This is a genomic window from Methyloligella halotolerans (assembly GCF_001708935.1).
In the GTDB taxonomy this organism is placed as follows: Bacteria; Pseudomonadota; Alphaproteobacteria; order Rhizobiales; family Methyloligellaceae; genus Methyloligella; species Methyloligella halotolerans.
The window spans coordinates 45,985-72,524 of record NZ_MASI01000011.1 but is presented as its reverse complement, the minus strand read 5'-3'; the positions used below and the strand labels follow the sequence as shown (position 1 = coordinate 72,524).

23 protein-coding genes, 1 tRNA gene and 3 pseudogenes are annotated in these 26,540 nt (G+C 63.5%); 20 read left to right on the top strand and 7 right to left on the bottom strand.

Going from position 1 to position 26,540, the window contains the following annotated elements; translation table 11 throughout:
• Positions 1–3 precede the first annotated feature (3 nt).
• Positions 4–2,085: a hypothetical protein gene (locus tag A7A08_RS14695; RefSeq protein WP_069096221.1), complete on the bottom strand. Its 2,082-nt coding sequence runs from the start codon at positions 2,083–2,085 to the stop codon at positions 4–6.
• Positions 2,072–2,239, bottom strand: coding sequence for a histidine kinase (locus A7A08_RS16070; RefSeq protein WP_141694026.1), 168 nt, complete (start codon positions 2,237–2,239; stop codon positions 2,072–2,074). The genes A7A08_RS14695 and A7A08_RS16070 overlap by 14 nt, the downstream gene beginning before the upstream one ends.
• A gap of 181 nt (positions 2,240–2,420) precedes the next feature.
• Here A7A08_RS16070 and A7A08_RS14690 point away from each other — a divergent pair, with 181 nt between their 5' ends.
• From A7A08_RS14690 to A7A08_RS14680, 3 genes are read left to right on the top strand one after another with little or no spacing between them, the layout of a single operon-like run.
• Entirely contained in the window at positions 2,421–3,065 is a 645-nt protein-coding gene (locus A7A08_RS14690) for a shikimate kinase (RefSeq protein ID WP_069096220.1), read from the top strand.
• Positions 3,065–4,216 (top strand): 3-dehydroquinate synthase, encoded by a 1,152-nt coding sequence (gene aroB, locus A7A08_RS14685; RefSeq protein WP_069096219.1) that lies wholly within the window; start codon positions 3,065–3,067, stop codon positions 4,214–4,216. Before A7A08_RS14690 ends, aroB begins: the two co-directional genes overlap by 1 nt.
• A complete protein-coding gene (locus A7A08_RS14680) occupies positions 4,213–5,517 on the top strand; it encodes an HlyC/CorC family transporter (protein ID WP_069096218.1) in 1,305 nt (434 codons plus the stop codon). Before aroB ends, A7A08_RS14680 begins: the two co-directional genes overlap by 4 nt.
• 51 nt (positions 5,518–5,568) lie before the next feature.
• Here A7A08_RS14680 and A7A08_RS14675 read toward each other — a convergent pair whose 3' ends face one another.
• Positions 5,569–5,742, bottom strand: coding sequence for a CsbD family protein (locus A7A08_RS14675; RefSeq protein ID WP_069096217.1), 174 nt, complete (start codon positions 5,740–5,742; stop codon positions 5,569–5,571).
• 147 nt (positions 5,743–5,889) lie between these two features.
• Positions 5,890–6,186, bottom strand: coding sequence for a BolA family protein (locus A7A08_RS14670; RefSeq protein WP_069096216.1), 297 nt, complete (start codon positions 6,184–6,186; stop codon positions 5,890–5,892).
• Between the two features lie 137 nt (positions 6,187–6,323).
• Here A7A08_RS14670 and A7A08_RS14665 point away from each other — a divergent pair, with 137 nt between their 5' ends.
• The 4 genes and pseudogenes from A7A08_RS14665 to A7A08_RS14650 all read left to right on the top strand — a co-directional run bounded on the left by A7A08_RS14665 (position 6,324) and on the right by A7A08_RS14650 (position 11,003).
• Complete coding sequence (locus tag A7A08_RS14665; RefSeq protein WP_069096215.1) at positions 6,324–6,953, top strand: J domain-containing protein; 630 nt, start codon at positions 6,324–6,326, stop codon at positions 6,951–6,953.
• Positions 6,954–7,036: 83 nt separating this feature from the next.
• Positions 7,037–8,026: a cobaltochelatase subunit CobS gene (cobS, locus tag A7A08_RS14660; protein ID WP_069096214.1), complete on the top strand. Its 990-nt coding sequence runs from the start codon at positions 7,037–7,039 to the stop codon at positions 8,024–8,026.
• A gap of 4 nt (positions 8,027–8,030) precedes the next feature.
• Positions 8,031–9,928: pseudogene (gene cobT / locus A7A08_RS14655) on the top strand (cobaltochelatase subunit CobT).
• Between the two features lies 1 nt (position 9,929).
• Positions 9,930–11,003, top strand: coding sequence for an esterase-like activity of phytase family protein (locus A7A08_RS14650; protein WP_069096213.1), 1,074 nt, complete (start codon positions 9,930–9,932; stop codon positions 11,001–11,003).
• Between the two features lie 76 nt (positions 11,004–11,079).
• On the opposite strand, the gene rpmB is transcribed toward A7A08_RS14650, so the two are convergent.
• Complete coding sequence (gene rpmB, locus A7A08_RS14645; protein ID WP_069096212.1) at positions 11,080–11,379, bottom strand: 50S ribosomal protein L28; 300 nt, start codon at positions 11,377–11,379, stop codon at positions 11,080–11,082.
• A 247-nt stretch (positions 11,380–11,626) separates the two neighbouring features.
• On the opposite strand from rpmB, the gene A7A08_RS14640 reads away from it, so the two are divergent.
• The 4 genes and pseudogenes from A7A08_RS14640 to A7A08_RS17495 form a co-directional block, all read left to right on the top strand.
• A complete protein-coding gene (locus A7A08_RS14640; protein WP_069096211.1) occupies positions 11,627–12,502 on the top strand; it encodes a DUF3108 domain-containing protein in 876 nt (291 codons plus the stop codon).
• Positions 12,503–12,769: 267 nt separating this feature from the next.
• Entirely contained in the window at positions 12,770–13,198 is a 429-nt protein-coding gene (locus tag A7A08_RS14635) for a YciI family protein (protein WP_069096210.1), read from the top strand.
• Positions 13,199–13,212: 14 nt separating this feature from the next.
• Entirely contained in the window at positions 13,213–14,496 is a 1,284-nt protein-coding gene (locus tag A7A08_RS14630; protein WP_069096209.1) for an RNA polymerase sigma factor, read from the top strand.
• A 280-nt stretch (positions 14,497–14,776) separates the two neighbouring features.
• Positions 14,777–16,216, top strand: a pseudogene (locus A7A08_RS17495) (helicase-related protein); the annotation flags it as partial.
• Between the two features lie 110 nt (positions 16,217–16,326).
• Here the strand turns inward: A7A08_RS17495 and A7A08_RS17490 are convergent.
• Positions 16,327–16,821: a hypothetical protein gene (locus A7A08_RS17490; RefSeq protein WP_342586700.1), complete on the bottom strand. Its 495-nt coding sequence runs from the start codon at positions 16,819–16,821 to the stop codon at positions 16,327–16,329.
• A gap of 30 nt (positions 16,822–16,851) precedes the next feature.
• Here A7A08_RS17490 and A7A08_RS17485 point away from each other — a divergent pair, with 30 nt between their 5' ends.
• The 4 genes and pseudogenes from A7A08_RS17485 to A7A08_RS14610 form a co-directional block, all read left to right on the top strand.
• A complete protein-coding gene (locus A7A08_RS17485) occupies positions 16,852–17,964 on the top strand; it encodes a hypothetical protein (protein ID WP_342586699.1) in 1,113 nt (370 codons plus the stop codon).
• Positions 17,965–17,971: 7 nt separating this feature from the next.
• Positions 17,972–18,304: an RNA-binding S4 domain-containing protein gene (locus A7A08_RS14620; RefSeq protein WP_069096208.1), complete on the top strand. Its 333-nt coding sequence runs from the start codon at positions 17,972–17,974 to the stop codon at positions 18,302–18,304.
• A 267-nt stretch (positions 18,305–18,571) separates the two neighbouring features.
• A complete protein-coding gene (fdxA, locus tag A7A08_RS14615; RefSeq protein ID WP_069096207.1) occupies positions 18,572–18,910 on the top strand; it encodes a ferredoxin FdxA in 339 nt (112 codons plus the stop codon).
• Positions 18,911–19,338: 428 nt separating this feature from the next.
• A pseudogene (locus A7A08_RS14610) lies at positions 19,339–19,950 on the top strand (CarD family transcriptional regulator); the annotation flags it as partial.
• 203 nt (positions 19,951–20,153) lie between these two features.
• On the opposite strand, the gene A7A08_RS14605 reads toward A7A08_RS14610, so the two are convergent.
• Complete coding sequence (locus A7A08_RS14605) at positions 20,154–21,005, bottom strand: thermonuclease family protein (protein ID WP_069096205.1); 852 nt, start codon at positions 21,003–21,005, stop codon at positions 20,154–20,156.
• Positions 21,006–21,104: 99 nt separating this feature from the next.
• Between A7A08_RS14605 and A7A08_RS14600 the strand changes: the two genes are divergently transcribed.
• The 5 genes from A7A08_RS14600 to A7A08_RS14580 all read left to right on the top strand — a co-directional run bounded on the left by A7A08_RS14600 (position 21,105) and on the right by A7A08_RS14580 (position 26,432).
• Positions 21,105–21,181, top strand: a tRNA-Arg gene (locus A7A08_RS14600).
• 160 nt (positions 21,182–21,341) lie between these two features.
• Entirely contained in the window at positions 21,342–22,361 is a 1,020-nt protein-coding gene (locus A7A08_RS14595) for a helix-turn-helix domain-containing protein (protein ID WP_083226833.1), read from the top strand.
• 134 nt (positions 22,362–22,495) lie between these two features.
• Complete coding sequence (locus tag A7A08_RS14590; RefSeq protein ID WP_208430650.1) at positions 22,496–23,305, top strand: hypothetical protein; 810 nt, start codon at positions 22,496–22,498, stop codon at positions 23,303–23,305.
• A 57-nt stretch (positions 23,306–23,362) separates the two neighbouring features.
• Positions 23,363–24,844, top strand: coding sequence for a DUF1254 domain-containing protein (locus A7A08_RS14585; RefSeq protein WP_069096204.1), 1,482 nt, complete (start codon positions 23,363–23,365; stop codon positions 24,842–24,844).
• 97 nt (positions 24,845–24,941) lie between these two features.
• Positions 24,942–26,432, top strand: coding sequence for a DUF1214 domain-containing protein (locus tag A7A08_RS14580; RefSeq protein ID WP_069096228.1), 1,491 nt, complete (start codon positions 24,942–24,944; stop codon positions 26,430–26,432).
• Positions 26,433–26,540: the final 108 nt, after the last annotated feature.

Here is a 26,540-nt window from a genome sequence, read left to right as displayed (position 1 = left end):
CGCTCACGCCTTTCCGTGGAACGGCCAGCGCGGGTAAAGCGCCTCGAAGCCGAGCCGGCGGGCCTCGGCATCGAGCCCCACCTTCTGCAGCGCACGAACGGAATCGCCTAGAGCGAGAAGGTTTGCGCCGGCAGGCCCGTCCGGCCCCAGCGCAGCCGCCACCAGCAGCACCGTCTTGCCGACCTCGCCGTCCTCGGACGCCTTCTGCAGATCGGTCAGCACACCGCGCTCCGGCAAATATCCGTCCGAAGGCTGCTCCGACTTGCTCGCCATATCCCAAAGGGGGATCGGCACGTCGTAGTTCAGGGCATCCAGCACCGTGATCAGCCGGTGCAGGACCGGACCGGGCAGCCCGGTCTGGGAGGCGATCTCGGCGCCGGAATTCAACGCCGCGCCCGCACGGGGGCTGAACGGATCGCCCACCGCCACCAGGAGCGGCCAGCTTCGGGCCGCCTGACCGCCGCGCTCGATCCATTCCCACGCGCTTTGATCGTCGCCGGCCAGAATCGCCACCCGCACGCCGGTTTCGGCGAATTTGGCGGCGGATGGATCTTGCGCGAGCTTCGCATTCTCCGGCGCCATGGCTTCAGCCAGCTCGAACTCGATGCCGGCGTCCTTGCCGCTCGCCAGGAGGGCATCGATGGATTCCGCCCGATAGGCCGCGGACGGCGCCTTCTGCAGATTGGCGAACAGCTTGGCCCGCAGCGCATAAGGCGCGCTCGCTTCCTTGCCGAGCTGCGGCGCGGCCTGCTCGTAGGCCTCCCGGAGTATCGCCCCGTCGATGATGTGAAGCGCGGCGCCCCGCTCAGCCGCGGCGAGGCGCAGCTCCGGCGAAATCTCCGAATCCCGGGCGATACGGTAGAGCAGCGTCGGGTTGGCGGACTCCGCAAGGGAGGCCGGCAACGCCACCTTGCCCAACCGAAGGAACACATAGTCGAGAACGTCCAGGGTTCCGGGCACCGGCGGCCGGTCCTGCCGATTCTGGGAGATCTGCCCGATCACCGCCGAGGCGACCGGCGATTTCACGCCCCTCTGCTCGGCGGCTTGCAGCATCTGCGCAGCCCCCTGGGCATCGCCTTGCAGCGCCGCGCAATAGACGGGGATCAGCAGCGCCGCCTGGGTCACTGCGCTGTCGGGTCGGGCCGATGGCGGCACCTGTCCGAGATTGACGCCGCACGCCTCCTGATCGCGCCCCGCCGCCAGCAGCGCCAGACCGTAGCGGGCCGAAATGCCGGGATCGCCGGACTGGGATGCCGGCCCCAGGAGCTCGGCGATCTCCGCCGCGCGCCCGGCCCGCTCCAGCGCGGAGACGCGCAAGGCCGTTTCCTGCCCGCCCTGCGGCGGATCGGCGGCCAGCGCCCGGGCGATCAGCGTGGAGAGCACCGGAGAAGAGGAGGGCAGCTTCGCTTCGGTGAGCAGCCGCTGGATCTCCTGCGGGTCGACATCCTGCCAAACGCCGGCCGGCATGGGGGATTGTTCATTGGAGGGATTCCCGTAGGACGCCTGCGGCGCAGAGCTTGAGGAATCGCCGTAGATGCCCGGCTGATCGCCGTAAGACGGCCCTGGCTGGCCATCGTAGGTCGGCTGGGAATATTGCTGCTGACCGGAAGGCTGCTCTCCGTAGGCGGGCTCCTGCTGGTAGCTCGGCCCGTCCAGGCCCGGCGGCGTCAGAGACGTTGGAGCGCCCGGGTCGCCGTATTGTTGACCGCCATACTGATCTTGGGACTGCCCCTGACCGCCGTACTGGTCTTGACCGCCGTACTGGTCTTGCCCCCCGTACTGGTTCTGACCGTCGCCGTAACCACCGCCATTTGCCGGCGGCTGACCGTAGCCGTCGAAGGTCTGCCCTTGAGGCTGTTGTTGCGGCTGGCCGTATTCCTGCGGCCCACCATAATTCTGCCCGCCACCCTGCTGCTGCGCGGGGGCCGGTGTCCGGGGCATCTGCTCTCGAGGCATCTGATCCTGGGGCACGTCGAGCGGGGCCAGCGACCGCCGTTCGACCTGGGCGCTCGCCGGACCCAACCACGCACAAAGCACGACCCCTGCCACGACCAGGGCGCCGCAGCCGAACCTATTCACCTGCATTGGCGTCTTGTTCGCTCCGCACTTCCACATTGCGCAAAGGCTTGGTGATTTCCTTCGGGGTTGGCTGGAAGTATTCCGCCAGCACGTAAAGACTGCCGGCCACGGTTCCGACGATCAGCGCCAAAACGGTGAGAAGGCGAAACAGTGTTGGCATAGCGGATTTGGCCGAACCTCTTGTCGTTTGCGTGTCTGGCCGCTGAAGGCGGCGCGATTATGACTCTCGCGTGCGGGAGCGTTATTCTGGCCTCTGCGAACCCCGTTGTCAGCAGCGGCAAGTTGTGAAACTTTCCGCGCCTACAAGGAAGGATGGCGGCCCGACCGCCGCATGCGGCCCGATGAGCCTCCCCCGGCAAGACCCCAAACAAGAACCGAAAGCAGACGACGCCGACCCGCGTTCGGAGCGGATCCGCGCCGCGCTGGGCGCCAGGAGCCTCGTTCTGATCGGTCTCATGGGCGCTGGCAAGAGTTCCGTGGGCAAACGCCTTGCGGGAGCCCTCGGCCTGCCCTTCACCGACGCCGACCACGAGATCGAGGTGGCGGCCGGCGAGAGCATCCAGGAGATCTTCGCCGATCATGGCGAGGCGTATTTCCGGGACGGCGAGCGGAAGGTCATCGCAAGGTTGCTGACCAGCGGTCCGCAGGTCCTGGCCACCGGGGGCGGCGCCTTCATGGATTCCGAGACACGGAACCGAGTGGCCGAGTCAGGCCTGTCTATCTGGCTGCGCGCGGAGCTGCCCGTTCTCATGAAGCGGGTGCGCCGACGCAGCCATCGTCCGCTCCTCGCAACAGGCGACGCGAGGGAAACCATGAAAAGGCTCATGGACGAGCGCTACCCCGTGTACGCCCAGGCCGATCTGGTGGTCGACACCAAGGATGCCCCCCATGATACGGTCGTCGGCGAGATCGTCGGCATGCTCGACGAGCATCTGTTTTCCGGAAAAGACTCGCGACACGGCGAGCAGACTCCCGAAGGAAAGTAATGGCTGAATCTTTGTCCGCATCGTCCGACGCAAAGGTCGAGACGACCATCCCCGTCACCTTGGGCAAGCGCAGCTACGAGATCGTCATCGGCGAGAATCTGCTGGCGAGCGCCGCCCTCCGCCTCGACGATCTGCTTCCGGCCGCCCGCTATGCCGTGGTCAGCGATGAGAACGTCGCGCCGCTTCATCTGGCCGACATGAAGCGCAACCTCCAGGAACAGGGCCTGTTCTTGGGCGAGGTCGTGGTCAAGCCCGGCGAAGCCAGCAAGTGCTTTGCTACCCTTGAGACCGTCTGCGAGCGGCTGCTCGAGCTCGGCGTCGAGCGGGGCGACTGCGTCATCGCTCTCGGTGGCGGCGTGATCGGCGACCTGGCAGGCTTCGCCGCCTCGATCCTCCGCCGCGGCGTCAATCTTGTGCAGATGCCGACCAGCCTCCTCGCCCAGGTCGACTCCTCCGTCGGCGGCAAGACCGGTATCGACACACCCCAGGGCAAGAACCTCATCGGCACCTTCCATCAGCCGTCCCTCGTGCTGGCCGATCTCGACGTTCTGGGCACGCTTCCCGAACGGCAGGTCCTCGCCGGCTATGCCGAGATCGTCAAATACGGACTCATCAACGACCCAGAGTTCTTCGAATGGCTCGGCGACAATTGGCGCGCCGTGCTGAGCGGCGAGCCGGAACAGCGCCTCCATGCCGTGGCGACGAGCTGCAAGGCCAAGGCGGCCATCGTCGAAGAAGACGAAAAGGAAGAGAGCGGCGCACGCGCCCTGCTCAATCTCGGCCACACCTTTGGCCACGCGCTCGAAGCCTATGCCGGCTTTTCAGACCGGCTTCTCCACGGCGAAGCGATCGCCATCGGCATGGTCCTCGCCTTCCGCTATTCCACCGAGCAGGAGCTCTGCCCGGTCGAGGACGCCGACCGCGTCCAGCGCCATTTCGACCTGGTCGGCCTGCCCACCGCGATCAATCACATCGAGGGCGGTGGCCCGAGCGCAGGCGAGATGCTGCGCCTGATGGCCCAGGACAAGAAAGTGCAGGCCGGTCAGCTCGCCCTCGTGCTGACCCGCGGCATCGGCGGTGCCTATCTGGAGCGCGATATCGACATGGACGACCTAACCGACTTCCTGAAACGAGAGTGCGGCAGCCAATGATCCTCGGCTTCTCCATCACCCTTGGGGCAATCCTCGTCCTACTTCTGGCCTCGGCCTTCTTCTCGGCCTCCGAAACCGCGCTCACCGCCGTCTCCCGGCCCCGCATTCATGCTTTGGAGCAGGACGGCGATACGCGCGCCGCGCTGGTCGCGCGCCTGACCCAGACCCGGGAACGGCTGATCGGCGCCATTCTCCTCGGCAACAATCTGGCGAACATCGCCGGCTCGGCCCTCGCCACCAGCCTCTTCATCGGCCTGTTTGGCGAAACCGGCGTGGTCTATGCGACCATCGTGATGACCGCCCTGGTGCTGATCTTCGCCGAGGTGCTACCGAAGACCCTGGCCTTCACGAACCCCGAACGCTTCGCCCTCACCTTCTCGCCTGCGGTGAACGTTTTCGTTGTGCTGTTCGCCCCGGTCACCGCGGCCATGCAGGTTCTCGTGCGCGCGGTCCTGCGTCTGTTCGGCACCTCCATCGGAGCCGACGAGGACGTGCTCTCCGCCCATGAGGAAATTCGCGGCGCCATCGAGCTGCATCACAAGGAAGGCGGCGTGGTGAAGCTCGACCGTGACATGCTGGGCGGCGTGCTCGATCTGCGCGATCTCTCGGTCGAAGACGTCATGGTCCACCGCACGAACATGGACACGATCGACGCCGACCTGCCCACCGACCAGATCGTCGACGCAGCTCTCAGAAGCCCCCATACCCGTATTCCTCTGTGGCGCGACAAGCCCGAGGAGATCATCGGTATCCTGCATGCCAAGACGCTGCTGCGGGCGCTACGCGAGGCCGATGGCGATTCATCCAGGATCGATGTGGTGGCCCTCGCCAATCCCGTGTGGTTCGTCCCCGACTCGACGTCCCTAAAGGACCAGCTCAACGCCTTCCTGAAGCGAAAGGCGCACTTCGCCGTCGTCGTCGACGAGTACGGAGAGGTGATGGGCCTGGTGACCCTGGAGGACATCATCGAAGAGATCGTCGGCGACATCACCGACGAGACCGATCTCGCCAGCACCGCCGCGCGGCCGCAGGCCGACGGCTCGGTGATCGTCGAAGGCTCGGTGCCGATCCGCGACGTGAACCGGCTCATGGAATGGGACATCCCCGATGAGGAGGCGACCACCATCGCCGGCGTGGTGATCCACGAGGCCCAGACCATCCCGAACGCGGGCCAGGCCTTCACCTTCCACGGCTACCGATTCGAGGTGCTCCGCCGCCAGCGAAACCGCCTGACCCTGCTTAAGGTGATCCCGCTTCCCGACCCGGATGCGGACGAACAGAAGAACGGCGCCACAGGGTGACGCCGTCCTTGCCGCGAGACGCGGCATCACAACTACCGATTGGAGAGAGCGCTAGCGGCCCCGGACGGCATCCTTCGCGCCGCCGACGGCGCTCTGGACCTTGCCCTTGGCCTGGTCCGCCTTGCCTTCGGCCTTCAGCTTGGTGTCGCCGGTGACCTTGCCGGCGGCTTCCTTGAGCTTTCCCTTGGCCTGATTGGCCGAACCTTTTGCACGATCCTTGTTCATGGCCTTTGCCTTTCGATGACCCCGCTCATGATGAGCGAGCGCGACAAGAACCGACGACCGGTCGTCGCGGTTCCGATGGCAAAACCCAGAGATGAAAATAAAAATTCCGACCCGTTCAGAACCGCCAAAAAGCGGATGGGCCGAAGCTCAGCTTGCCGCCGCTTCCCGCGCCGCCTCGTACTCCGGACGGGTCATGGCGCGGATCGCCAGCGCGTGGATTCCGCCAGCCAGCTCCTCCGCCAAGGCCTCGTTGACCATGCGGTGGCGCTCCAGCCGGGACTTGCCTTCGAAGACATCGGCAACGACCACCACGGCGAAGTGACTCTCGCCCGTGCCCGGCGAGCTCGCATGCCCGGCGTGCATATGGGACTCGTTCACCACCTGCATGCCTGCCGGCGAGAAGGCCTTCGTCAACTTTTCTTTGATTGCGTTCTCGATGGTCATAAATGCGTGTCTTGCCGCTCCGAATCTGACTCTCTTGGGAATGGCCCGGCCAATCCGTCCTCACCGGTCAGTATACCGCGGGCGGGACGTCCGAGCCATTCTTGTTCTGTACCGAACCGCTTCCCATAATGGCCACTATGAAGCTTGATTCAAAATTCTTCGACAGGCTGCGCGTGAAACCCGGTGAGGACCGCCGGGTGCGCGATCCGGGGCCCCGCTGCGAGTGGAAGGATTGCGCCGATCGGGGGCTCTACCCGGCGCCGAAGGGCCGCGGACGCGAAGGCCAGTACTATCGCTTCTGCCTCGATCACGTTCGCCAGTACAACAAGTCCTACAACTATTTCGAGGGCCTCTCCGACGAGGCGATGGCCCAGCACCTGAAGGACGACGTGATAGGTCACCGCCCGACCTGGGGCATGCGCGAGCGCACCTCCGGCGGCTCCAGCCAGCCCAACGCCGACGCGGCCAAGGCCTACGCCTATGCCTTCGGGGTGCAGGATCCTTTCGATCTTTTCCGCGAGGACCGCCAGGAGCAGACGGCGCGCCAGCACACCAATAACGGCCGCCCCCTCATGAAGGCCGAGCGGAAATGCCTGCGCCAGCTCAACCTGGAGGTGGGGGCGAGCAAGAAAGAGATTCGCGCCCGCTTCAAGGAATTGGTGATGCGCCATCACCCTGATCACAATGGCGGCGACCGGTCGACCGAGGACAAGTTGCGCGAGGCGATTCAAGCCTATAATTATCTTAGAGAAGTAGGGCTCGCCTAAGCGCGCGTCGATCCAGCCCTATCCCAACGGCTCAGCCCCCGACGAGCCTCGAAAACCATCGAAATACAGGCGCTTAAGTACCCATGACCTTTGACACTTCCGGCGAGACTGCCCCCTTACCCGATATGGAGGTTTCGGTGCGGCAGGTCTTCGGCCTCGACACCGACCTCGAAGTCCCGGCCTATTCCAAGGGCGACGAGCATGTGCCCGATCTCGACCCGGACTATCAGTTCAATCACGACGTGACCTTGGCGATCCTCGCGGGCTTCAAGCACAACCGCCGGGTGATGATCCAGGGCTATCACGGCACTGGCAAATCGACCCATATCGAGCAGGTCGCCGCCCGCCTGAACTGGCCTTGCATCCGGATCAATCTCGACAGCCATGTCAGCCGTATCGACCTTGTCGGCAAGGACGCCATCGTGCTGCGCGACGGCCAGCAGGTCACCGAGTTCAAGGAAGGCATCCTGCCTTACGCCCTGCAGTCCAACACGGCCCTGGTCTTCGACGAGTACGACGCCGGCCGTCCGGACGTGATGTTCGTCATCCAGCGTGTCCTGGAGGTCTCCGGCCGCCTGACCCTGCTCGACCAGTCCAAGGTGATCCGGCCCCACCCGGCCTTCCGCCTGTTCGCGACGACCAACACCATCGGCCTCGGCGACACGTCCGGCCTCTATCACGGCACCCAGCAGATCAACCAGGGCCAGATGGATCGCTGGTCCATCGTGGCGACCCTCAACTACCTCCCCCACGACGACGAGGTGAAGATCGTCCTGTCCAAGGTGAAGAGCTGGGACACGGAGAAGGGCCGCAAGACCATCAGCAACATGGTCCGCGTCGCCGAGCTCACCCGCAACGCCTTCATCAATGGCGATCTCTCCACGGTGATGAGCCCGCGCACGGTGATCACTTGGGCGGAGAATGCCGAGATCTTCGGCGATGTCGGCTTCGCCTTTGCCCTGAGCTTCCTGAACAAATGCGATGAGCTGGAACGCGGCCTGATCGCCGAGTTCTACCAGCGCTGCTTCGGCGAAGACCTGCCCCAATCCACCGCCAACGTGGCGCTGAGCTAGTCCCATGGCCATTCCGAAGCGGAAAGAGCTCCCGCTCGATCCCTTCAAGCGGGCTGTGTCCATGACCTGCCGCGCGCTCGCCAACGACAAGGAGGTGGAGGTCTCGTTCTCCACCGAGCAGCCCTCCCAGGTCGGCAAGGCGGTGAAGCTGCCGGAACCCTCCCGCGTCGCCACGGAAGAAGAGATCGCGACCATCCGCGGTTATGCCGATGCGGCCGCCCTCGCGATCGCCTGCCACGATCCCTCCGTTCACAAGAAGCTCGTGCCAAGCTCGGGCGAAGGCCGGGCGATCTTCGACGCCATTGAGCAGGCGCGCGTTGAGGCCATCGGCGCCCGGCGAATGGAAGGCGTTGCCAAGAACCTCACCGCGAAGATCAATCAGAAATACGAGAAGAGCCGCTTCGGCGACGGTGACGACAAATCCGAAGCGCCCCTCGCCGATGCCCTAGGCCTCCTGGTTCGCGAGCGCCTGACGAACCAGCCGCCGCCGGCCAAGGCCCAGGCCATCGCCAATGCCTGGCGGCCCTGGATCCAGGAGCGCGCCGAAGATCTGATCGATCGCATGGCCGACGAGATCTTCGATCAGCAGGCATATGGACGCCTGACCCGAGATCTCCTAGCCGCCCTCAACCTATCCGACCAGTTCGACGAGCAATCGAGCGAGGCTCAGGAAAGCGATGAGGATGAAGGGGACACCAATCAGGCCGAGGCCCAGGGAGAGGATTCCCAGGGTGAAGAGCGTGCCGAAGCCGAAGCGGACCAGCAGACCGAGCAGGACAGCTCCGGCATGGAGGGCGACGTCAGCGACGAGGCCACCACGGACCGGACGGATACCGAAGAAGAGCTCACGGAGGCACCGGTTCCCGCCGAGATGTTCCAGCCCAATTCGTCGGTCCTCGATGATCCGGAGGGCTTCGGATACAAGGTTTTCACCCGCGCCTTCGACGAGGTGGTAGGCGCAGAGGATCTTTGCGATGCAGAAGAGCTCGGCCGCCTGCGCGCCTTCCTGGACAAGCAGCTGGACACGCTGCACGGCGCCGTGGCCCGTCTCGCGAACCGGCTCCAGCGCCGCCTGCTGGCCCAGCAGAGCCGAGCCTGGGACTTCGACCTCGAGGAAGGCATGATCGACGCCGCCCGGCTCTCCCGGGTGATCACCGATCCCATGCATCCGCTCTCCTACAAGCAGGAACGGGACATGGACTTCCGCGACACGGTCGTATCCCTGGTGCTGGACAATTCCGGCTCCATGCGCGGACGGCCCATCATGGTCGCCGCCTGCTGCGCCGATATCCTGGCCCGCACCCTCGAGCGCTGCGGCGTGAAAGTCGAGATCCTCGGCTTCACCACCCGCGCCTGGAAGGGCGGCAAATCCCGCGAGCAATGGCTGAATGCAGGAAAGCCCGGCCTGCCGGGACGGCTGAACGACCTCCGCCACATCGTCTACAAATCCGCCGACGCGCCCTGGCGGCGCGCCCGGCGCAATCTCGGTCTGATGATGCGCGAAGGGCTGCTGAAGGAGAATATCGACGGCGAGGCCCTGGCCTGGGCCCATAACCGCCTGCTGGGTCGCCCCGAGCAGCGGCGGATCCTGATGATGATCTCCGACGCGCGCCGGTCGACGATTCCACCCTGTCGGTGAACTCCGGTGCCTATCTGGAGCGCCATCTTCGCCAGGTGATCAAGGAGATCGAGACCCGTTCCCCGGTGGAGCTTCTCGCGATCGGTATCGGCCACGACGTCACACGCTACTACCGGCGAGCCGTCACCATCACCGATGCGGAAGAGCTGGCCGGAGCGCTGACCGACAAGCTCGCCGAACTGTTCGATGAGGACATGACCTGGCGCGAACTGCATCGGAACGGACCGTCCGACGCCCGCAGCAAACGGCGTCGTACCCATTAGGATGTCGGCATCAAAGCCGCGCGGCCGCTTCCGCCGTCGCTGGCTTATCCTTTCCCTATTGGCCGCGGGCTTCCTGACGGCATTCGCCGCCGCGGGCGTCGCTATCGCCAGCAAGCCCTGGACGCCTTTGTCCGGCCCGAAGAAGATCGAGATCACCGCGATCCCTGTCGATTTCGATCGCGACCATCCCGACCGCAAGAACTTCGGCAAGCTCGTCTTCCGGCGCGGCCTGAACCTCTACGCCAACTCAAATCACTTCGGCGGCTACTCGGCTCTCGCCATCGATCCTTCGGGCAGACAACTCATCGCCATCTCCGATGCGGGCACTTGGCTCCGCGCCGATCTCGACTATGACGGCCGCTTCCTGAAGGGCCTCAGCAATGCCGCCATCGGTCCGCTGCTGGGCAAGGACAGCAAGCCCCTTTCGAGTTTCTCGCGCCGGGACGCCGAGGCTCTCGCCCTCGAAGAGCCCGGAACCGGACGCGGCAACGCCTATATCGCCTTCGAGGTGAATCATCGTATCGACCGCTACCCCTTCGACGGAAACGGCTTCGGTCCGCCCAACGGCTCGGTGCCCCTGCCCGACAGGACCCTCGACGGCAATGCCGGCATCGAAGCGCTTACTGTCCTGCGCGCAGGCCCCGCCGCCGGCGGCATCCTGGCCTTCTCCCAGGAGCGTCACGATTCGGAAGGAGCCATCGTGGGCTGGATCATCGGAGGCCCCACACCGGGCAAGCTGACCCTGGAGGATATCGGCGGCTTTACCATCACCGACATGACCGTGCTTCCCGGCGGAGACCTTGCGGTTCTCGAACGGCGGCTAAGCCTGAGTCAGGGGATGGAGATGCGGATCCGCCGTGTGCCGGCGCGGGAGATCGAGCCCGGAGCAGGTCTCCGCGGCGAGGTCCTGCTGGAGGTGCAGAACGCCTTCAATATCGACAATATGGAAGCGATCGGCGCCCATCGGGACACGGACGGCCAGACCGTACTGACCGTCATGTCCGACGACAATTTCCTGAAGCTTCAGCGCACCCTGATCCTGCAGTTCACGCTGAATGAAGCTGAGCGGCAGTAGACTGGCTCGGCCTTGCGGCCGTGACGAAGGGACAGGCAGCTTCGGCGACCGTGCCGGAGCCCGTCGCCTCGTTGTCTTAGGAGGCCTGGGCTTCCGGGACCTGAGCCTTCTTCAGCTCGCGCTTGAGACGCTTGGCCTTGAGGGACAGCTCGTCATCGGACGCCTTCAGCAGGAAGCCGTCCAGGCCGCCGCGATGCTCGACCGAACGCAGCGCGGACGCGCTGACCGTCAGCTTCACCGTCTTCTTCAGCGTCTCGCTCTGCAGCGTGACATTGCAGAGATTGGGCAGAAACCGCCGCCTCGTCTTGCGGTGGGCGTGGCTCACATTATTGCCCGTGAGCACTGCTTTTCCTGTCAGCTCGCAACGGCGGGCCATCGCGTTCGTCCTTATTCTTCAAGTAAGTTCGGAAGCCGTCGATCCGGAAGCGTCGCCTGAAACAAGCAACAGCGCCGGAAATCGTAGACAGCGGCCCGTGATATACGGGGATGGCGCGCCGCGGTCAAGCCGCGCAAGCCTTGATTTCTACCATGGCCCCGCCTCGGAATTGACGAAAGCCGCGAATAGCCTGAAATTTAGGCGGTGAGTCGCAACGTTGCGGCAACCAGACGGGGAAATCAATTCCATGCGGCCGAGCCGGAAATTCTTCTACTCTATTGGCCTTGCGATGCTCGCCTGCGCCGCCGGCGCCCCATGGCCCGCCGCCGCCCAGGATGGAGCGGCCCAGGCGGAAAAGAGCGCGCTCGCCGAGAACGCGACCATCCAGGCCAACTATCAGGTGAACCTCGCCAGGATCAACCTGGGTGACTTCCAGCTCACCACCACTATCCAGGGCACCGCCTACCGCACCACCGGCGTGGGCAACTTCTCGATCCTGGAAGGCCTGCTCTACAAATGGAAAGGCACCACGGCCAGCACGGGGCGGGTCACGTCCGACGGCATCCAGCCGGCCCAGTATCTCCTGAGCTATCGCGGCGGCAAGGCCGTCGAAGAGGTCCGCATGTCCTTCGCCAAGGGCACGGTCACCGAGCTCGACCTCGTGCCCCGCAAGGACCCCAAGCCGGACACCGTGCCGATCACGGCAAAGCAGCTCAGGAATTCGCTCGATCCCATGAGCGCCGCCTTCCTGTTCGCCCGCTCCAACGACACGAGCGGAGACCTGAATGTCTGCCGCCAGACCGTGCCCGTCTTCGACGGCCGCATGCGGTTCGATATCAAGCTGAGCCCCAAGCGCGTGGTGCAGATCCCCAAGGGCGGCGCCTATTCCGGACCGGCCGTCGTCTGCAAGGCCAAATACGTGCCCGTCAGCGGCCACCGCCCGTCCAATGACGGGGTGCGCATGCTGTCCACCACGGAAGAGATCGAGCTTTGGATGGTCCCCATGGCCGGAACCGGGCTCTACGTGCCGTATAAGGTCTCCATTCCGACCTCCATCGGCTACGGCGTCGCCACGGCGACCTCGTTTCAGGTCTCCGGCGCCAAGCGCGCCAGCCTGGACTGATGGTCAGGCGGGCCTCCCGGCGCGCTCCCGCAAAAGTTAACGGCGCCTGCATAAAGCCCCGTTTTCGGCGGGGAACAGAGCGCGAAGATTAACACCCCCCTGATTCGTGCAGGCTTCGTTCGCGGATGGTTTCCCGGCGCCGATCCCCGTATTTTCGTCTCCTTCGCCTGCGAATTTTTTCGTCGGTGATGTCGAATTCTTCGTCCCTCAATCGTCGTGAGGACAGGACGGCTGATCGGAGCCGCCAAAACCCAAGGAGACTTTGCGATGAAAGTGATGGTTCTGGTGAAAGCGACGGAAGACTCCGAAGCCGGCCTCGATCCCAGCCCGGAGTTCGCCCAGCTCTTGGAGAAGATGGGCAAGTTCAACGAGGAGCTGGTGGCCGCGGGCATCATGCTCGGCGGCGATGGGCTCAAACCGTCGAAAGACGGCAAACGCGTTGCCTTCGATGGCAAGAGCCGCAGCGTCATCGACGGCCCCTTCGCCGAGACCCGCGAACTCGTCGCCGGATATTGGCTCTGGGAGGTCAAGGACATGGCCGAGGCGGTGGAATGGGTGAAGCGATGCCCCAACCCCATGCCGGGACCGAGCGAAATCGAGATCCGGCCTCTCTACGAGCTGTCCGACTTCGAGGAAATGGGCACGCCCGAGGCCCTGAAGCGCCACGAAGATCTCCGTAAGTCCCTGGAACGCTGAGCGCCTCGGGACAGGTGGCGGCGCGAGAGACCCATGAAGCGATCGAGACGGTCTTCCGGATCGAGCGGGCCAGGCTCATTGCCGGCCTGGTCCGATTGGTCCGCGATGTGAGCCTGGCGGAAGACCTCGCCCAGGACGCCCTCCTTGCCGCCCTCTCCGAATGGCCCGGCACGGGACTCCCCGACCGTCCGGGCGCCTGGCTGATGGCGACGGCCAAGCGCCGCGCAATCGACCGCTTCCGGCGCGACAGGATGATTGCGGAGAAGCATGCCGAGATCGGGCGGGACTCGGAGGCCGAAACCCTCCCGGATGTCGAGGCGGCCATGGACGACGATATCGGCGACGAGCTCCTGAGCCTGATTTTCACAGCCTGTCATCCGGTGCTGTCGCGGGACGCGCGGGCAGCCCTCACCTTGCGCCTGATAGGAGGCCTGACCACTGAAGAGATCGGACGCGCCTTCCTCACCGGCGAGGCGACCATCGCCCAGCGGATCACCCGGTCGAAGAAGACCCTCGCCGAGAGGGGCGTCACCTATGAGGTGCCGCGCGGTGCCGAGCGCCAGGAGCGCCTGAGCTCCGTGCTCGAGGTGATCTACCTCATCTTCAACGAAGGCTACGCCGCCACGGCTGGCGACGAGCTGATCCGCCCCGCCCTGTGCACAGAAGCGCTGCGCCTCGGCCGGATCCTGGCCAATCTGCTGCCGGACGAGGCGGAGGTGTTCGGCCTCCTCGCCCTCATGGAGCTCCAGTCCTCGCGCTTCGCCGCCCGTCAAGGCGCCGACGGGATGCCCATCCCGCTGCCGGAGCAGAACCGCGGACGCTGGGACCATTTGGCGATCAGGCGTGGCCTCGATGCGCTGGCACGCGCTCAAACCCTTGGCGGCGCCAACGCGCCTTATGCCCTGCAAGCCGCGCTCGCGGCTTGTCACGCGAAGGCGCGGACGGCCTCCGAGACCGATTGGAAAACCATCGCTGCGCTTTACGGCGTGCTGTCCGAGGTGATGCCCTCGCCCATTGTGGGGCTCAACCGCGCCATCGCCCATTCCATGGCGTTCGGTCCCGAACAGGGCTTGCGTCTCCTGGCTGAGATCGAGCACGAACCGGCCTTGCGGGAGTACGCACCCCTGCCCGCCGCAAGGGGGGACTTCCTCTACCGAGCGGGCCGGCTGGACGAAGCCCGGCTCCAGTTCGAGCGTGCCGCCGCTCTCACCCACAACGAGAAAGAAAAGGCCTTCTTCCTCAAACGCATCGCCGCTTGCGACCATCAATCCGGGGAAGCATCCGGCTCTAACCCCTGACGCGAGACCTTAACGCGCCCCCCTCGAACCACTACATGTCGTAGGGAACAGACCCGGAAGATTAACACTCCCCTGATTCGGTCCGACTCTGTTCCCCCGTTGTTTCTTCGCGCGCCGGCCCTCGATTTTACGTCCTGCGGCCACGCCGAACCGGTTTTCAGCCCGAGTCACAAGAACGAAGCAGGAATCAGCGAGAGTCAGCGATTCGGACGAGATTCGTTCCCGGCCCGTTCCGGGATTCACCTTGATTTCCCCGTTCCCAGCCTGAAAGGTGGAGAGGATGAGTTCTCCGTCGGCCCCGAGATCCGCAGGCCCCACAAGCCGCGGCGCACCGTTGCGCGGCCGGGGCGTCACGGCGGTGCTCGGCCCCACCAACACTGGCAAGACCCACCTCGCCATCGAGCGCATGCTGGCGCACGACGTCGGTATTATCGGCCTGCCGCTGCGCCTACTCGCCCGCGAGGTCTACGACAAGGTCGTCGCGCGCATCGGTGCATCGCAAGTTGCCCTGATCACCGGCGAGGAGAAGATCAAGCCGGCCAACGCCCGCTATTACATCTGTACGGTCGAGGCCATGCCGATGGATATCGAGGCGGACTTCGTGGCCATCGACGAGATCCAGCTCGCAGCCGACGACGAGCGCGGCCACATCTTCACCGACCGGCTGTTCAACGCCCGCGGATTGAACGAGACGCTGTTGCTGGGCGCAGCGACGATGCGCGAGGCGATCCGCGATCTCCTGCCCGGTGCCAATCTCGTCTCGAGGCCCCGGCTCTCGAAGCTCAGCTACGCGGCCGACAAGAAGATCACCCGTCTCCCCAGGCGCACGGCCATCGTCGCCTTCTCGGCGAACGAGGTCTACGCCATCGCCGAGTTGGTGCGCCGTCAGCGCGGCGGCGCGGCGGTTGTGCTCGGCGCGCTCTCGCCGCGCACCCGCAACGCCCAAGTTGCGCTCTACCAGAATGGTGATGTGGACTTTCTGGTCGCCACCGACGCCATCGGCATGGGGCTGAACCTGAATGTCGATCACGTCGCCTTCGCCGGCATCCGCAAGTTCGACGGTCGCGTCCATCGCAACCTGACCGCGCCGGAGCTCGGCCAGATCGCCGGCCGCGCCGGCCGCTACATGAACGACGGCACGTTCGGCGTCACCGGCAAGGTCCCGCCCTTCGATCCGGAGTTGGTAACCCAGCTCGAGGATCATCAATTCGACCCCGTCACCACACTGCAATGGCGCAACCGTAAGCTCGACTACGGCTCGATCGACCGGTTGAAGGAGAGTCTGAGAATCACGCCGGACAATCGTCGCCTCATGCGCGCCCGCATGGTCGACGATGTCATCGCGCTGGAGAACGTCTCCGTGGATCCCAAGATCCGCGACATGGCGAAGGCGCCCGCGGCCATCGGTCTGCTATGGGAGATGTGCCAGATTCCGGACTATCGGAAGATCTCGGCCACCAGCCATGCCGAGCTCATCGCCACGCTTTACGGCTTTGTGATGAGCGAGACGGGACGTATTCCGGCAGACTGGTTCAGACAACAGATCGAAAGATGTGAACGCACCGATGGAGATATCGATACGCTTTCCGCGCGCCTTGCCCAAATTCGGACATGGACGTTCGTCTCTCATCGGGGGCAGTGGCTGGAGGATCCCGAGTATTGGCAAGGGCGCAGCCGCGAGATAGAGGACACGCTTTCCGATGCCTTGCACGAACGGCTGGCCCTGCGCTTTGTCGATCGGCGGACATCGGTGTTGATGCGGCGCCTGCGCGACAAGGAGGAATTCGTGGCGGAGGTCGGAAGTGACGGAAAGATTTTGGTCGAGAACCACTATGTCGGCCAGTTGCAGGGGTTTCTCTTCACGCTGACGCCGGGGGCGAGGGTATTCACGGCAAGGCTGCGCGCCACGCGGCGAGCAAGGTTGTCGCCCAGGAGCTGACCAGCCGGGCACAGGCCCTGTCGGACGCTCCCGATTCGGAGATCGCCCTCACGCCCCATGGCCGCGTCGTCTGGAAGGGCGACGAGATCGCGCGCCTGGAGCGCGGCGAGACCGCCCTCAAGCCCCGCGTCCAGCTGATCGCCGGCGAGCATCTCCTGCCGCCGGATCGCGAGCGGATCGAGAAGCGCCTCCAGACCTGGCTCGACAATCACCTGAAGGCGCGCATCGGCCCGCTCCTGACCCTCGCCGAGGCGGAGCACCTTACGGGGCTCGCCCGAGGCTTCGCGTTCCGCCTCACCGAGAATCTGGGCGTACTGCGCCGTGATTCCCTCGCCGAGGAGATCCGCGCCCTCGACCAGCCGACCCGCCGGCAGCTCCGCCAGCACGGCGTCCGGTTCGGCGGTTTCAACGTCTACGTGCCGACCCTGCTCAAGCCCGACGCCGCCGAGCTGCTGCTGCTGCTCTGGGTCCTTCATGACGGCGAGGCCCACGGCATCACGCCCGATTCCATGCCCGAGCGCCCGAGCCAGGGGCTTACCTCCGTCGCCATCGACAAATCGGTGCCTGTCGCCTTCTGGCACGCCGCAGGATTCCACGTCGCCGGCGCCCGCGCCGTACGCATCGACATGCTGGAACGGCTGTCCGATATGATCCGCCAGCGGGTGAGCTGGCGGCCCCCGACGGAGCAGGCGGGCATCGAGCCCGTGAAGCCGGACACCGAGGCTCAGGCGGAAGACGAAACGAACGAGCCTGCGGTAATGGCAGAGGCGCAGCCCTCCGACGGCGCTCCCGCCGCCATACTGGAAGCCGAAGCGCCTGCCGAAACCAGTGCAGCGGCTCAGACCGAGACGGCGGCGGATATCCCCAACCAGACCGCTCAAACCGACGGCCAAGCTGCACCGGGCGACGACAAGCAGGACAAGCCGCAACCCGCGCTCAGCCGCATGCGGTCCGACGCTTTGGCCAAACGCGCCGGCATCAGCAAGAAGAAGAAGCAGGCGCCCTCCAACGAGCCGCCGAGCGGTGCCACCGGCGATGGCGGCTTTCGCGTCGTGCCCGAGTTGATGAGCGTGGTGGGCTGCTCCGGCGAGGACTTCACCTCCATTCTGAAGGCCCTCGGCTTCCGCTGCCAGCGGACTCCTCTTCCGCCCGCCCCCGAAGAGACGAAGCCGGAAGCGCCGGCACCGGCCGCCGACGCGGCCCAGGGGAGCGATCCTTCGCCCGTCGCGGCCGAGAAGACAGAAGCCAAGGCGTCCGTTGAACCAGAAGAACGGTTCGACGAGGTCTGGCGTCCGTCGCGGCGCGCCCAGAACCGTCCTCAGGAGCGCGGCGCCCGCCGGGGCGGCGGCGCCCCCAAGCAGGAAGGCCAGCGCAAGCGCAATCGGCCGCCCCAGAATCGCAACAACGGCAAGCCGAACCGGCCGCCGCGGGAGCGGCGCGAGAAAGCGCCCGATCCGGCACATTCGCCCTTCGCCGCCCTGGAGCAGCTCAAGCGCAACATGATGTCTCGCGGATCGGAAGGGAACTGACGCCTCCGTGCAGGACAGCGCCTCTCAGAGCTCGCGTCCCGACAACCAGCATGTCGACGGCCAGCGCCTCGATAAGTGGATCTGGTGCGCACGCCTCGTGAAAACGCGGACTCTCGCCACCAGCCTGGTGGAAGCCGGAAAGATCCGCATCAACGGCGAACGTGTCCGAAAGGCGAGCCGCCGCGTCCGGCCCGGCGACGTGCTGACAGGTGCCCATGGCGGCAGGCTTTGGGTCGTACGAGTGATCGATTCAGCTGAGCGGCGCGTGCCGCCCAGCGCCGTGGCAGGGCTATACGAAAACCTGACACCGGGTTCGATCACGGAGCGAATTCGCTCCTGAAGCGTTGGATTTTGAGAAATCCGTTCTCCGCTTCTCGCCAAAGCCCTGTACCGCCTAGCAATTTCTCTTGATTTCAGGCTTCACGTTGGAAATATTTTGCGACCAATGCCTGACCATTGCGATGCAGGCTGCGAATTCCTGCAGCGGCCACCGGACGCCTTGTGCAAACCCGGCGAGTGTTATAGGCAGGCCATCCGGCTGGCTGCCTCTAAGGTCGCTCTTTCGGCCCTTGTGATCCGGCCGATCCCTAAGCACGTGTGAGATGAGATGACTTACGTCGTCACCGAAGTTTGCATTAAGTGCAAATATACAGACTGTGTCGAAGTCTGCCCCGTGGATTGCTTCTACGAGGGCGAGAACATGCTCGTGATCCATCCGGACGAATGCATCGATTGCGGTGTGTGCGAACCGGAATGTCCCGTCGAGGCCATTAAGCCCGATACCGAGCCCAATCTCGACAAATGGCTTGAGGTGAACGCCAAGTTCTCCGAAGAGTGGCCGAACCTGACGACCAAGAAGCCGGCGCCGGAAGACGCCGACGAAATGGCTAAGCAGCAGGACAAGTACGAGAAGTACTTCTCGCCGGAGCCGGGCGAGGGCGACTAGACGGCAAGGCGGCCGGTCATCGGCCGTTTACCGGTAGGATAAAATGTCGCAGGGGCGAAGCGCGAATTCGCCGCCTTGCACTGCAGCACGTCTTCCGAAATAGCCAAAAATATGGTAGGGTTGTGAATTGGCGGTCATTTGCCCGCCAATTGGGCACCACGGGACGAGAACCAGGTGAGGCACCCCCTCTACGGGTCGCCAGTTTCCGCACCAAGCCTTGTTTCCGGCGCGAGGGCAGCCGGACGAGCAGGAGCGCCTGTCATGTTCCGCCGTGTCCGGTCCCGCGCCTGCGGCAGGCCTCCCGGGCGAACGGGAACAATGGCCGGCGTCGGAGCTTTCAGCGTGGATCGTTTGTTTAGGCCGCATACGGCATATTCCGTCCGCGGCAGGTATTTCGATGCCCGGAGCGTACGAATAACGGCTTGAGCGCCGCGTCCCCCAAGATAGCAAAGCGAGAGAGTATGGTTGAGAAGAAAAAGAAGCCACAGCAGCGGCATGGTTTTCGCACCAATGAGTTCATCGTCTATCCTGCTCACGGCGTCGGTCGCATTCATGAGATCGAACAGCAGGAGATCGCCGGCGCGAGCCTCGAACTGTTCGTGATCAATTTCGAGCAGGACAAGATGACCCTCCGGGTGCCCACCTCCAAGCTCGAGACTGTCGGCATGCGCAAGCTCTCCGACGACAAGACGGTCAAGAAGGCGCTTCAGATCCTGAAGGGCAAGGCCCGCGTGAAGCGCACGATGTGGTCGCGCCGCGCCCAGGAATACGAAGCCAAGATCAACTCCGGCGATCTCATCTCCATCGCCGAAGTGGTCCGCGACCTCTATCGCTCCGAGGCCCAGCCCGAGCAGTCCTACTCCGAGCGTCAGCTTTACGAAGCTGCCCTGGACCGCATGGCCCGCGAAATCGCGGCCGTCGAGAAGACCGAGACCGATGTGGCCGTCACCAAGATCGACGACATCCTCGCCAAGAGCGCCAAAAGCCTGAAGGCGGCGCAGGAGGCAGTCGAGGCCGAGAACGAGGAGCAGGCCGCGTAAGCAGCCGGGCTTCGTTTCAGAACGCGTTCGAAGGGCGGGAGCATCTCCCGCCCTTTTGTTTTGTCAGGCTGCCTTACGCTTTTCCGACGAAGCGGCCGCGAGCCGGAATACGACGGCTACGCCGATCAGGAGGCTCAGATTCCCATGAGCTATTGCCTTGTCGGCCTCAAGACCGAAGGGCCCTATCCCGAAGAGCCGGAGGCCTAAGGGGGCGGCGGAGCCTCCGCCTCGCCGTCGTCCTCCAGCACCTCGATCTGCTCCAGATGAGTCGCCTTGATGGACGGACCGTAGCGCCATTCCAGCCAGCCCCGCACGCGGACCGGCTTTCCTTCGAGAGCGAGGAGATCGAAACCGGCCTCCGCGAAGGCCTTGGCCTGCTTCTTTTCGATGGCGACCGTAAAATCCTCCCGCCAGTCCTCATCGAAGTTCAGGAACACCCAGTCCTTTACCTGAGCCACCTTCGCGACACGCCCTTCCACCAGCTGGAATGTTCCCCTCAGGCGCCGCATGCGGTCGACAGCGCCGGCGTCGCGCACCCCATAGAAGCCGGACGCCCAAAGCCCGCGCCGTGCTGCTCTGGCGCCCTCTTCCCGCTCCAACAGCGCATCGGTGCAGGCCGCGTTGTCCGGAAGGCTATAAACCCGGGCCAGACCGTCCCCCACCAGCGCCTCCTGCACCCAGACCGGGTCCTCGCCGGGCGCAGGCGCCACGAAGACCTGCGCCATCAGATAGCCGTGCCGATCCGTCCGGCTGCCGCCGAAGCGCAGAGAGACCGTCTTCCCTTTGGTCAGGCTCTCCAACGCCTCGATTGCTTTGCGAGAGTAGGCCCAATCGCCCTCGTCCGTGCTCGCCGGAGGGCGCGGGGCCTTGGCCCCGACGAGACGCACCGTGCCGCCATCGGCGAGCTTCAGCGTCTCGCCGTCGACGATCTCGACCACCGTCCCCTGCTCCGGCTCCGAAAGCTCGCAGCCCGGCGCCCCCTCAGCCCCGAGCAGTGCCGAGTGCCAGCAGAAGACCACGATCAAACCCAATGCGAAACAGCGGCGCAAACCCATGGCTGATGCTAGCGGGCAGACTTCCGGTTCCGCAATCTGCACCGAAACGCCGGCTTCCTCTTGAGCTTCGAGGCCCCGCGCTACAGTATGCGCGCCACTGGCCCCGTAGCTCAGTAGGATAGAGCATCAGATTCCTAATCTGAGGGTCGCTGGTTCGAATCCAGCCGGGGTCACCAATTAACTCAAATGCTTAGTGATACTCTTTTCCTCCGCGAGCCGATCGTAGCTACCATATAGCAACCAGTTGCTATCGCGATTATCCGGCGGCCTAGGCGATATCTTTGCTGCAGCAAGGCCTGTAGTATTGTCTTAGGATGTGCGCTCGGAGGTTTCTGGATGGCAAGCGTCGCTCCACCTTTTGGCCGGACCACCGAGGACCGCAGTTCGGCTGCCGCGCCGGCGCAAGTTGATCCGTTAAATGGAGAAGGTTGGACCTGCACTCGTATCACTCGGATTGAGGAGCTGAGCGATGCAGTACTGGGAGCCGGACTCGATGCGGTACAGATTTCCCGACCACCGCTATCGGCCAAGCTAGCCTCTGCCCAGCACCAGGGTATTCTGCTGAGCTCCGGCTATATCGATGGCCGCATATCCCTCAGGGGCCCGCTTTCGGAATCGATGATAACCTTCGGTCTCGGGGTTTGGCTCGCACCGGGAACCAGGCATTGGCTGAACGAAGTCTCGACCGGAGACATCGGCGTCTTCATGCCGGGGGATGAGCACGACGCACTCTACACTCCTGGTACGATCTATGCCGCCGTCACCCTAAGTTCCGAAGCCATCGAAACTATGGCGGAAGCGCGCGGCCTTATTCTTGACGTACGATCCATCGGCGGCAGCGGTGTACATGCGCGCCCCTGCGATCAGAGGCTATTGATCCAATTGCAGCGCCTATACCGACGTCTCCATGAAGGCCCGTTGCCATCCGTCGCACAGGTGGCCGAAACCATGCTTGATGCCATTGCGGGACATTTTAGCCGTCTGCCAAAGGCACCGCTCGGACAAACAAATCCTCAGGGGTACGCTCGGATCGTGTCTCGGAGTCGCGAATATATCCTGGCCCATCTAGACCGACCGTTGAACATCGACGACATAGCCAATGCAGCCTCCGTTTCCCGCCGCACGCTTCACCGCGCCTTTGCAAGGGTGCTCGACGAGAGCCCGCAAACTTATGTGCGCAAATTGAGGCTGCACCGAATACGACGGGATCTCACCTCGGAGGTAGAAAGAGCCTGCACCATTGCGACCATTGCCAATCAATGGGGCATCAGCGAGCTTGGCCGCTTTTCAGGGTGGTATCGCGAATTATTCGGTGAGCTTCCTTCCAAAACACGCGCACAGAATAGACAGAGTTAAAAACTCAGCGGAAGTGACAATTTCAAGGTTGGCACAATCCGCATAGATCGAGAAGCCAATAGCCGCTACCCAGAGACGCGTTTCTAATCCTGAATATAGGATCGAAAGCGGATCTTCAGCCTGGAGGCTGTTTCATGTATTGGCTCCGCGTCGCCATATTCTTAATCGGGTTATCGCTGGGCATCCTGGGGCTGTCTTCCGTCCAGGCGCAGGAGGGTAATCTCGCTCAGCAGGCGCAGAATCCCATCGCCAATCTGATCTCGGTCCCCTTCCAGAACAATACGAACTTCAATGTCGGGCCGTTCGAAGACGAGCAAAACATCCTCAACATCCAGCCGGTCATTCCGTTCAAGCTGAACGACGACTGGAACCTGGTCACCCGCTGGATCCTGCCGGTGGTGTATCAGCCGCCGGTCTATGAAGGCGATGAGAGCGATTTCGGCCTCGGCAATTTCAATCCGAGCTTCTTCTTCGTCACCCAGGTCAATCCGGAGCTGATGATCGGCGGCGGACCGACCTTCTTGCTGCCGACCAATACGGATGCGAGCCTGGGCGTGGACAAGTGGGGCGCCGGGCCGACGGCCGCGGTCGTCTGGACGCCGGGCAAGTGGGTGGTCGGCGGGCTGGTGAACAACATCTGGTCCTTCGCGGGCGATTCGAACGAGCCGGACGTCAACCAGTTCCTGTTCCAGTATTTCGTGAACTACAACCTGAAGGATGGCTGGTATCTGACCTCGGCGCCGATCATCACCGCAGACTGGAATGCCCCGTCCGACGACCAGTGGACGCTGCCGCTGGGCGGCGGCGTGGGGCGCGTCTTCGATATCGGCTCGCAGCCCGTAAACATGTCCCTGAGTGCCTACGACAACGTCATTGCGCCGGAAGGCGCCGCCGACTGGCAGCTTCGCTTCCAGGTGCAGTTCCTTTTCCCGACGGGAGGCTAGCAAGCATCACAAACTGATCGACGAGGGATCAGCAAAGAATTAAGAGGAGGACGTCCGATGAAAAGTGCATTGGCACCGGTCGCTGCAATCGCAGCACTGTTTTGCGTCGTCGCGACGCAATCTGTCGCAAAGGCCGAAGACTCTACCGCAGAGAACGAGAAGACGATCGACACTCGCATCGGCCCGCTCACCTTCGAGAGCGGCTATCCCTCTCGAGAGACAGTTCAGAAGCTCTATGACGAGATGGACTTCCAGCGGGCAGCTCAGGCCTACATCTGGGGTATCCCCGCCGTCGGGCTCAACGAGTGGCGCCGAGCCCACTATGTCGTCTTCGGCGGCAAAAGCGGCGAGATGCTGAACTATTTCGACTTTGCCGAGAAGCTGGGGATTCTTACGCCTAATTACACGACACCCTATATCGCCACCTTTATCGATTTGAGGGAAACTGGGCCATTTGTCATCGAGGTGCCTGCCGGACTGATCGCGGGCATGATTCTCGACAATTGGCAGCGCGTGCTTGCCGATCTCGGCGTCGTGGGGCCCGACATGGGCAGAGGCGGCAAATACCTGATCCTGCCCCCCGGATACGGTCCGGTCGAAGCCGACGGATATTTCGTCGTGGAGGCGACGAGCCGGGACGTTTTAGCGGGCTTCCGGCTGCTGGGCGATGACAAGGAGCAGGCGATCGCGGAGCTTGTTCCGCAGATCAAGACCTATAGTTGGGGGCCTGAAGGCACGGGCGAGCCGATGGTCGCCCGTGCGGCCGGCGAAAAGAAGTGGAGCCAGATGCCGCCCCACGGCATGGCTTACTGGGACAGCCTCAACGAGGTGATCCAGCGCAACCCGGTAGACGAGCGCGACCGGCTGACCCTCGCACAGCTCAAGTTCCTCGGCATCGAGAAAGGGAAATCCTTCAAGCCTGATGCGCGCCAAAAGAAGATCCTCGAAGATGGGGTTGTTGTCGGCGAGGCAATGGCCAAGGTCAATACGACGGATAAGCGCGTCGAACCCCCATTCTGGAAGGGCACGAACTGGAAACACGCGCTGGTCGTCGCGACCGACCAGAAGGCCAACACCTACGATCAGCTCGATGAGCGTGCGGCCTGGTTCTACGAAGCGGTGGTTATCTCGAAAGCGATGCTGACTCAGACGCCGGGCGTCGGGCAGCGCTACATCGCGTCCTACAAGGACGCGGACGGCAACTGGCTGTCAGGCCAGAATACCTACAAGCTACATGTTCCACCGAATCCGCCTGCCAAAGGCTTCTGGTCGGTTACGGCTTACGACGAGGGCACGCGGCAGATGCAGATCACCGAGCAAGGGCGTCCGGACATCTCCTCGCGAAAGGAAGATATTGCTAAGAACGACGACGGCTCCATCGATGTCTATTTCGGTCCCAAGGCGCCCAAGGGCCACCTGGAGAACTGGGTACAGACCAACCCCGACAAGGGGTGGTTCGCCTATTTCCGCTTCTACGGCCCGACCGAAGCTTTCTTCGACAAGTCCTGGTCGTTGCCAGACATCACAAAGGTTGAGTGAGGCACCCCGGTCAAAGGAGGACGGCCACATGAGCAAGCTTCGGTTCATTTCGCTCGTTGCGGCGTGCCTGTCGGCAACCTTGGCAACGACCCATGGCATGGCCGCTGAGATGCAGCGCATCGAAGCGCTCGCCAAACTACCGTTCGAGCAGAATCGCCCGACACCCGAAACGGCGAAGACGCTCATGGACGAGCTCACCTTTCAGCGGGCGATGCAGACCTACCTCTGGGCAATGCCGCTTCTCAATACGGCAGGCATGCGAGACGGGGCAGCGGAGGCGTTCGGCACGGGCTACAATGTCATGCCGATCTGGACTAAGCGTCTGGATGCCAAGACCAAGATCACGACACCAAATTCGGATCTGATCTACGGCATGGTGTTCGCAAACCTCGCCAACACCGGACCTCTCGTCTTCGAGGCTCCATCGAAGCTGCAAGGAATCCTGCTCGACTTCTGGCAGCGGCCAATGCCTGTCGATGGCGGCAAGTTCTTCGGCGACCTCGGCCTGCCTGGACCGGACGCCGGCGCAGGCGGCAAGTTTCTGATCCTGCCGCCAGGCTACAACCAGGCGGTTCCCAACGGCTATTACATCTACCGCTCGACGACGAACAACATTTTCATTTTCCTCCGTGCGTTCTATGCGGATCCGGCCGACACGAGCCCTGCGGTGGATCTGCTCAAACAATCGGCAATCTATCCGCTCGACAAAAAGGACAGCGCCAAGCCAATGGAGTTTCCCGATGCGTCGGGCAAACAACTGAACATGCTCCCGTCGAACGACGCCGCCGCATTTGATCAGCTTAAGCAGATCGTCGACGATGAGGGCACAAACCTCGCCGGTCCTGATTGGCTAGGCATGTTGCAAGGCATCGGCATCGTTTTTGATCTGCCGTTCGATCCGGACGAGCGGACTCGCACGATCTTAGAGGCCGCCGCGAAGACAGGATACAAGACCAGCCGGGTGCTCGGGTTCACCCCAGGCATGAAGGGCGTCAATTTCCATGTTTACGAAGACCGCAGATGGCTGAACCCCGTCAACAATGTCACTGCTCACTGGCCCAACACACCTCTCGACCTCACTTTCAAAGCGACTGGCGATGCGGGATTCCGTGAGCTTGACGCGCGGGCGTGGTTTTTCACCGACTACTACTCGATTAGTCCTGGCATGGTATCCATGACGCCTGGCAAGGGTGCCTTCTACATGATCGCATTCGACGATGCGGATGGTGATCCGCTCGTCGGCAAGCAGAGCTACGTGGTCAATCTGCCAAAAGACATCCCTGCCGAACTTTTTTGGTCGGTCACGCTCTATGAAGCGGAAAACGCTTCAGGTCTTGCCAACGGTCAACCGTTCCCCTCGTTGGGCAAGCTCGACCAGCCAAAGCAAAATGCAGATGGTAGCACCGACATTTATATCGGCCCGGAAGCGCCTGAAGGGAAAGAGGAGAACTGGCTGGCGACCGCGCCGAACCGTGGCTTCTTCGCCATTCTACGACTCTACGCTCCCGCCCAAGCCGCTCTAAACGGCACCTGGCGGCCGGGAGATTTGGAGAAGGTCAACGAGACTTCTAAGACCCAAGCGCGGTAGCCAAACGTAAGGCGAGCAGCCCGCCGACGCTCGCGGAAATGGCCGCCGGGAGAAGAGCGACCGCCATTCCAAGTGCCACCCAAAAACGTAGTGACCTCATCCTGAGGA

Bases quoted from the DNA above. Each gene is read 5' to 3' on its own strand.
- A7A08_RS14695 (WP_069096221.1), bottom strand. From the start codon at position 2,085: ATGCAGGTGAATAGGTTCGGCTGCGGCGCCCTGGTCGTGGCAGGGGTC.
- A7A08_RS16070 (WP_141694026.1), bottom strand. From the start codon at position 2,239: ATGCCAACACTGTTTCGCCTTCTCACCGTTTTGGCGCTGATCGTCGGA.
- A7A08_RS14690 (WP_069096220.1), top strand. From the start codon at position 2,421: ATGAGCCTCCCCCGGCAAGACCCCAAACAAGAACCGAAAGCAGACGAC.
- aroB (WP_069096219.1), top strand. From the start codon at position 3,065: ATGGCTGAATCTTTGTCCGCATCGTCCGACGCAAAGGTCGAGACGACC.
- A7A08_RS14680 (WP_069096218.1), top strand. From the start codon at position 4,213: ATGATCCTCGGCTTCTCCATCACCCTTGGGGCAATCCTCGTCCTACTT.
- A7A08_RS14675 (WP_069096217.1), bottom strand. From the start codon at position 5,742: ATGAACAAGGATCGTGCAAAAGGTTCGGCCAATCAGGCCAAGGGAAAG.
- A7A08_RS14670 (WP_069096216.1), bottom strand. From the start codon at position 6,186: ATGACCATCGAGAACGCAATCAAAGAAAAGTTGACGAAGGCCTTCTCG.
- A7A08_RS14665 (WP_069096215.1), top strand. From the start codon at position 6,324: ATGAAGCTTGATTCAAAATTCTTCGACAGGCTGCGCGTGAAACCCGGT.
- cobS (WP_069096214.1), top strand. From the start codon at position 7,037: ATGACCTTTGACACTTCCGGCGAGACTGCCCCCTTACCCGATATGGAG.
- A7A08_RS14650 (WP_069096213.1), top strand. From the start codon at position 9,930: ATGTCGGCATCAAAGCCGCGCGGCCGCTTCCGCCGTCGCTGGCTTATC.
- rpmB (WP_069096212.1), bottom strand. From the start codon at position 11,379: ATGGCCCGCCGTTGCGAGCTGACAGGAAAAGCAGTGCTCACGGGCAAT.
- A7A08_RS14640 (WP_069096211.1), top strand. From the start codon at position 11,627: ATGCGGCCGAGCCGGAAATTCTTCTACTCTATTGGCCTTGCGATGCTC.
- A7A08_RS14635 (WP_069096210.1), top strand. From the start codon at position 12,770: ATGAAAGTGATGGTTCTGGTGAAAGCGACGGAAGACTCCGAAGCCGGC.
- fdxA (WP_069096207.1), top strand. From the start codon at position 18,572: ATGACTTACGTCGTCACCGAAGTTTGCATTAAGTGCAAATATACAGAC.
- A7A08_RS14605 (WP_069096205.1), bottom strand. From the start codon at position 21,005: ATGGGTTTGCGCCGCTGTTTCGCATTGGGTTTGATCGTGGTCTTCTGC.
- A7A08_RS14595 (WP_083226833.1), top strand. From the start codon at position 21,342: ATGGCAAGCGTCGCTCCACCTTTTGGCCGGACCACCGAGGACCGCAGT.
- A7A08_RS14590 (WP_208430650.1), top strand. From the start codon at position 22,496: ATGTATTGGCTCCGCGTCGCCATATTCTTAATCGGGTTATCGCTGGGC.
- A7A08_RS14585 (WP_069096204.1), top strand. From the start codon at position 23,363: ATGAAAAGTGCATTGGCACCGGTCGCTGCAATCGCAGCACTGTTTTGC.
- A7A08_RS14580 (WP_069096228.1), top strand. From the start codon at position 24,942: ATGGCCGCTGAGATGCAGCGCATCGAAGCGCTCGCCAAACTACCGTTC.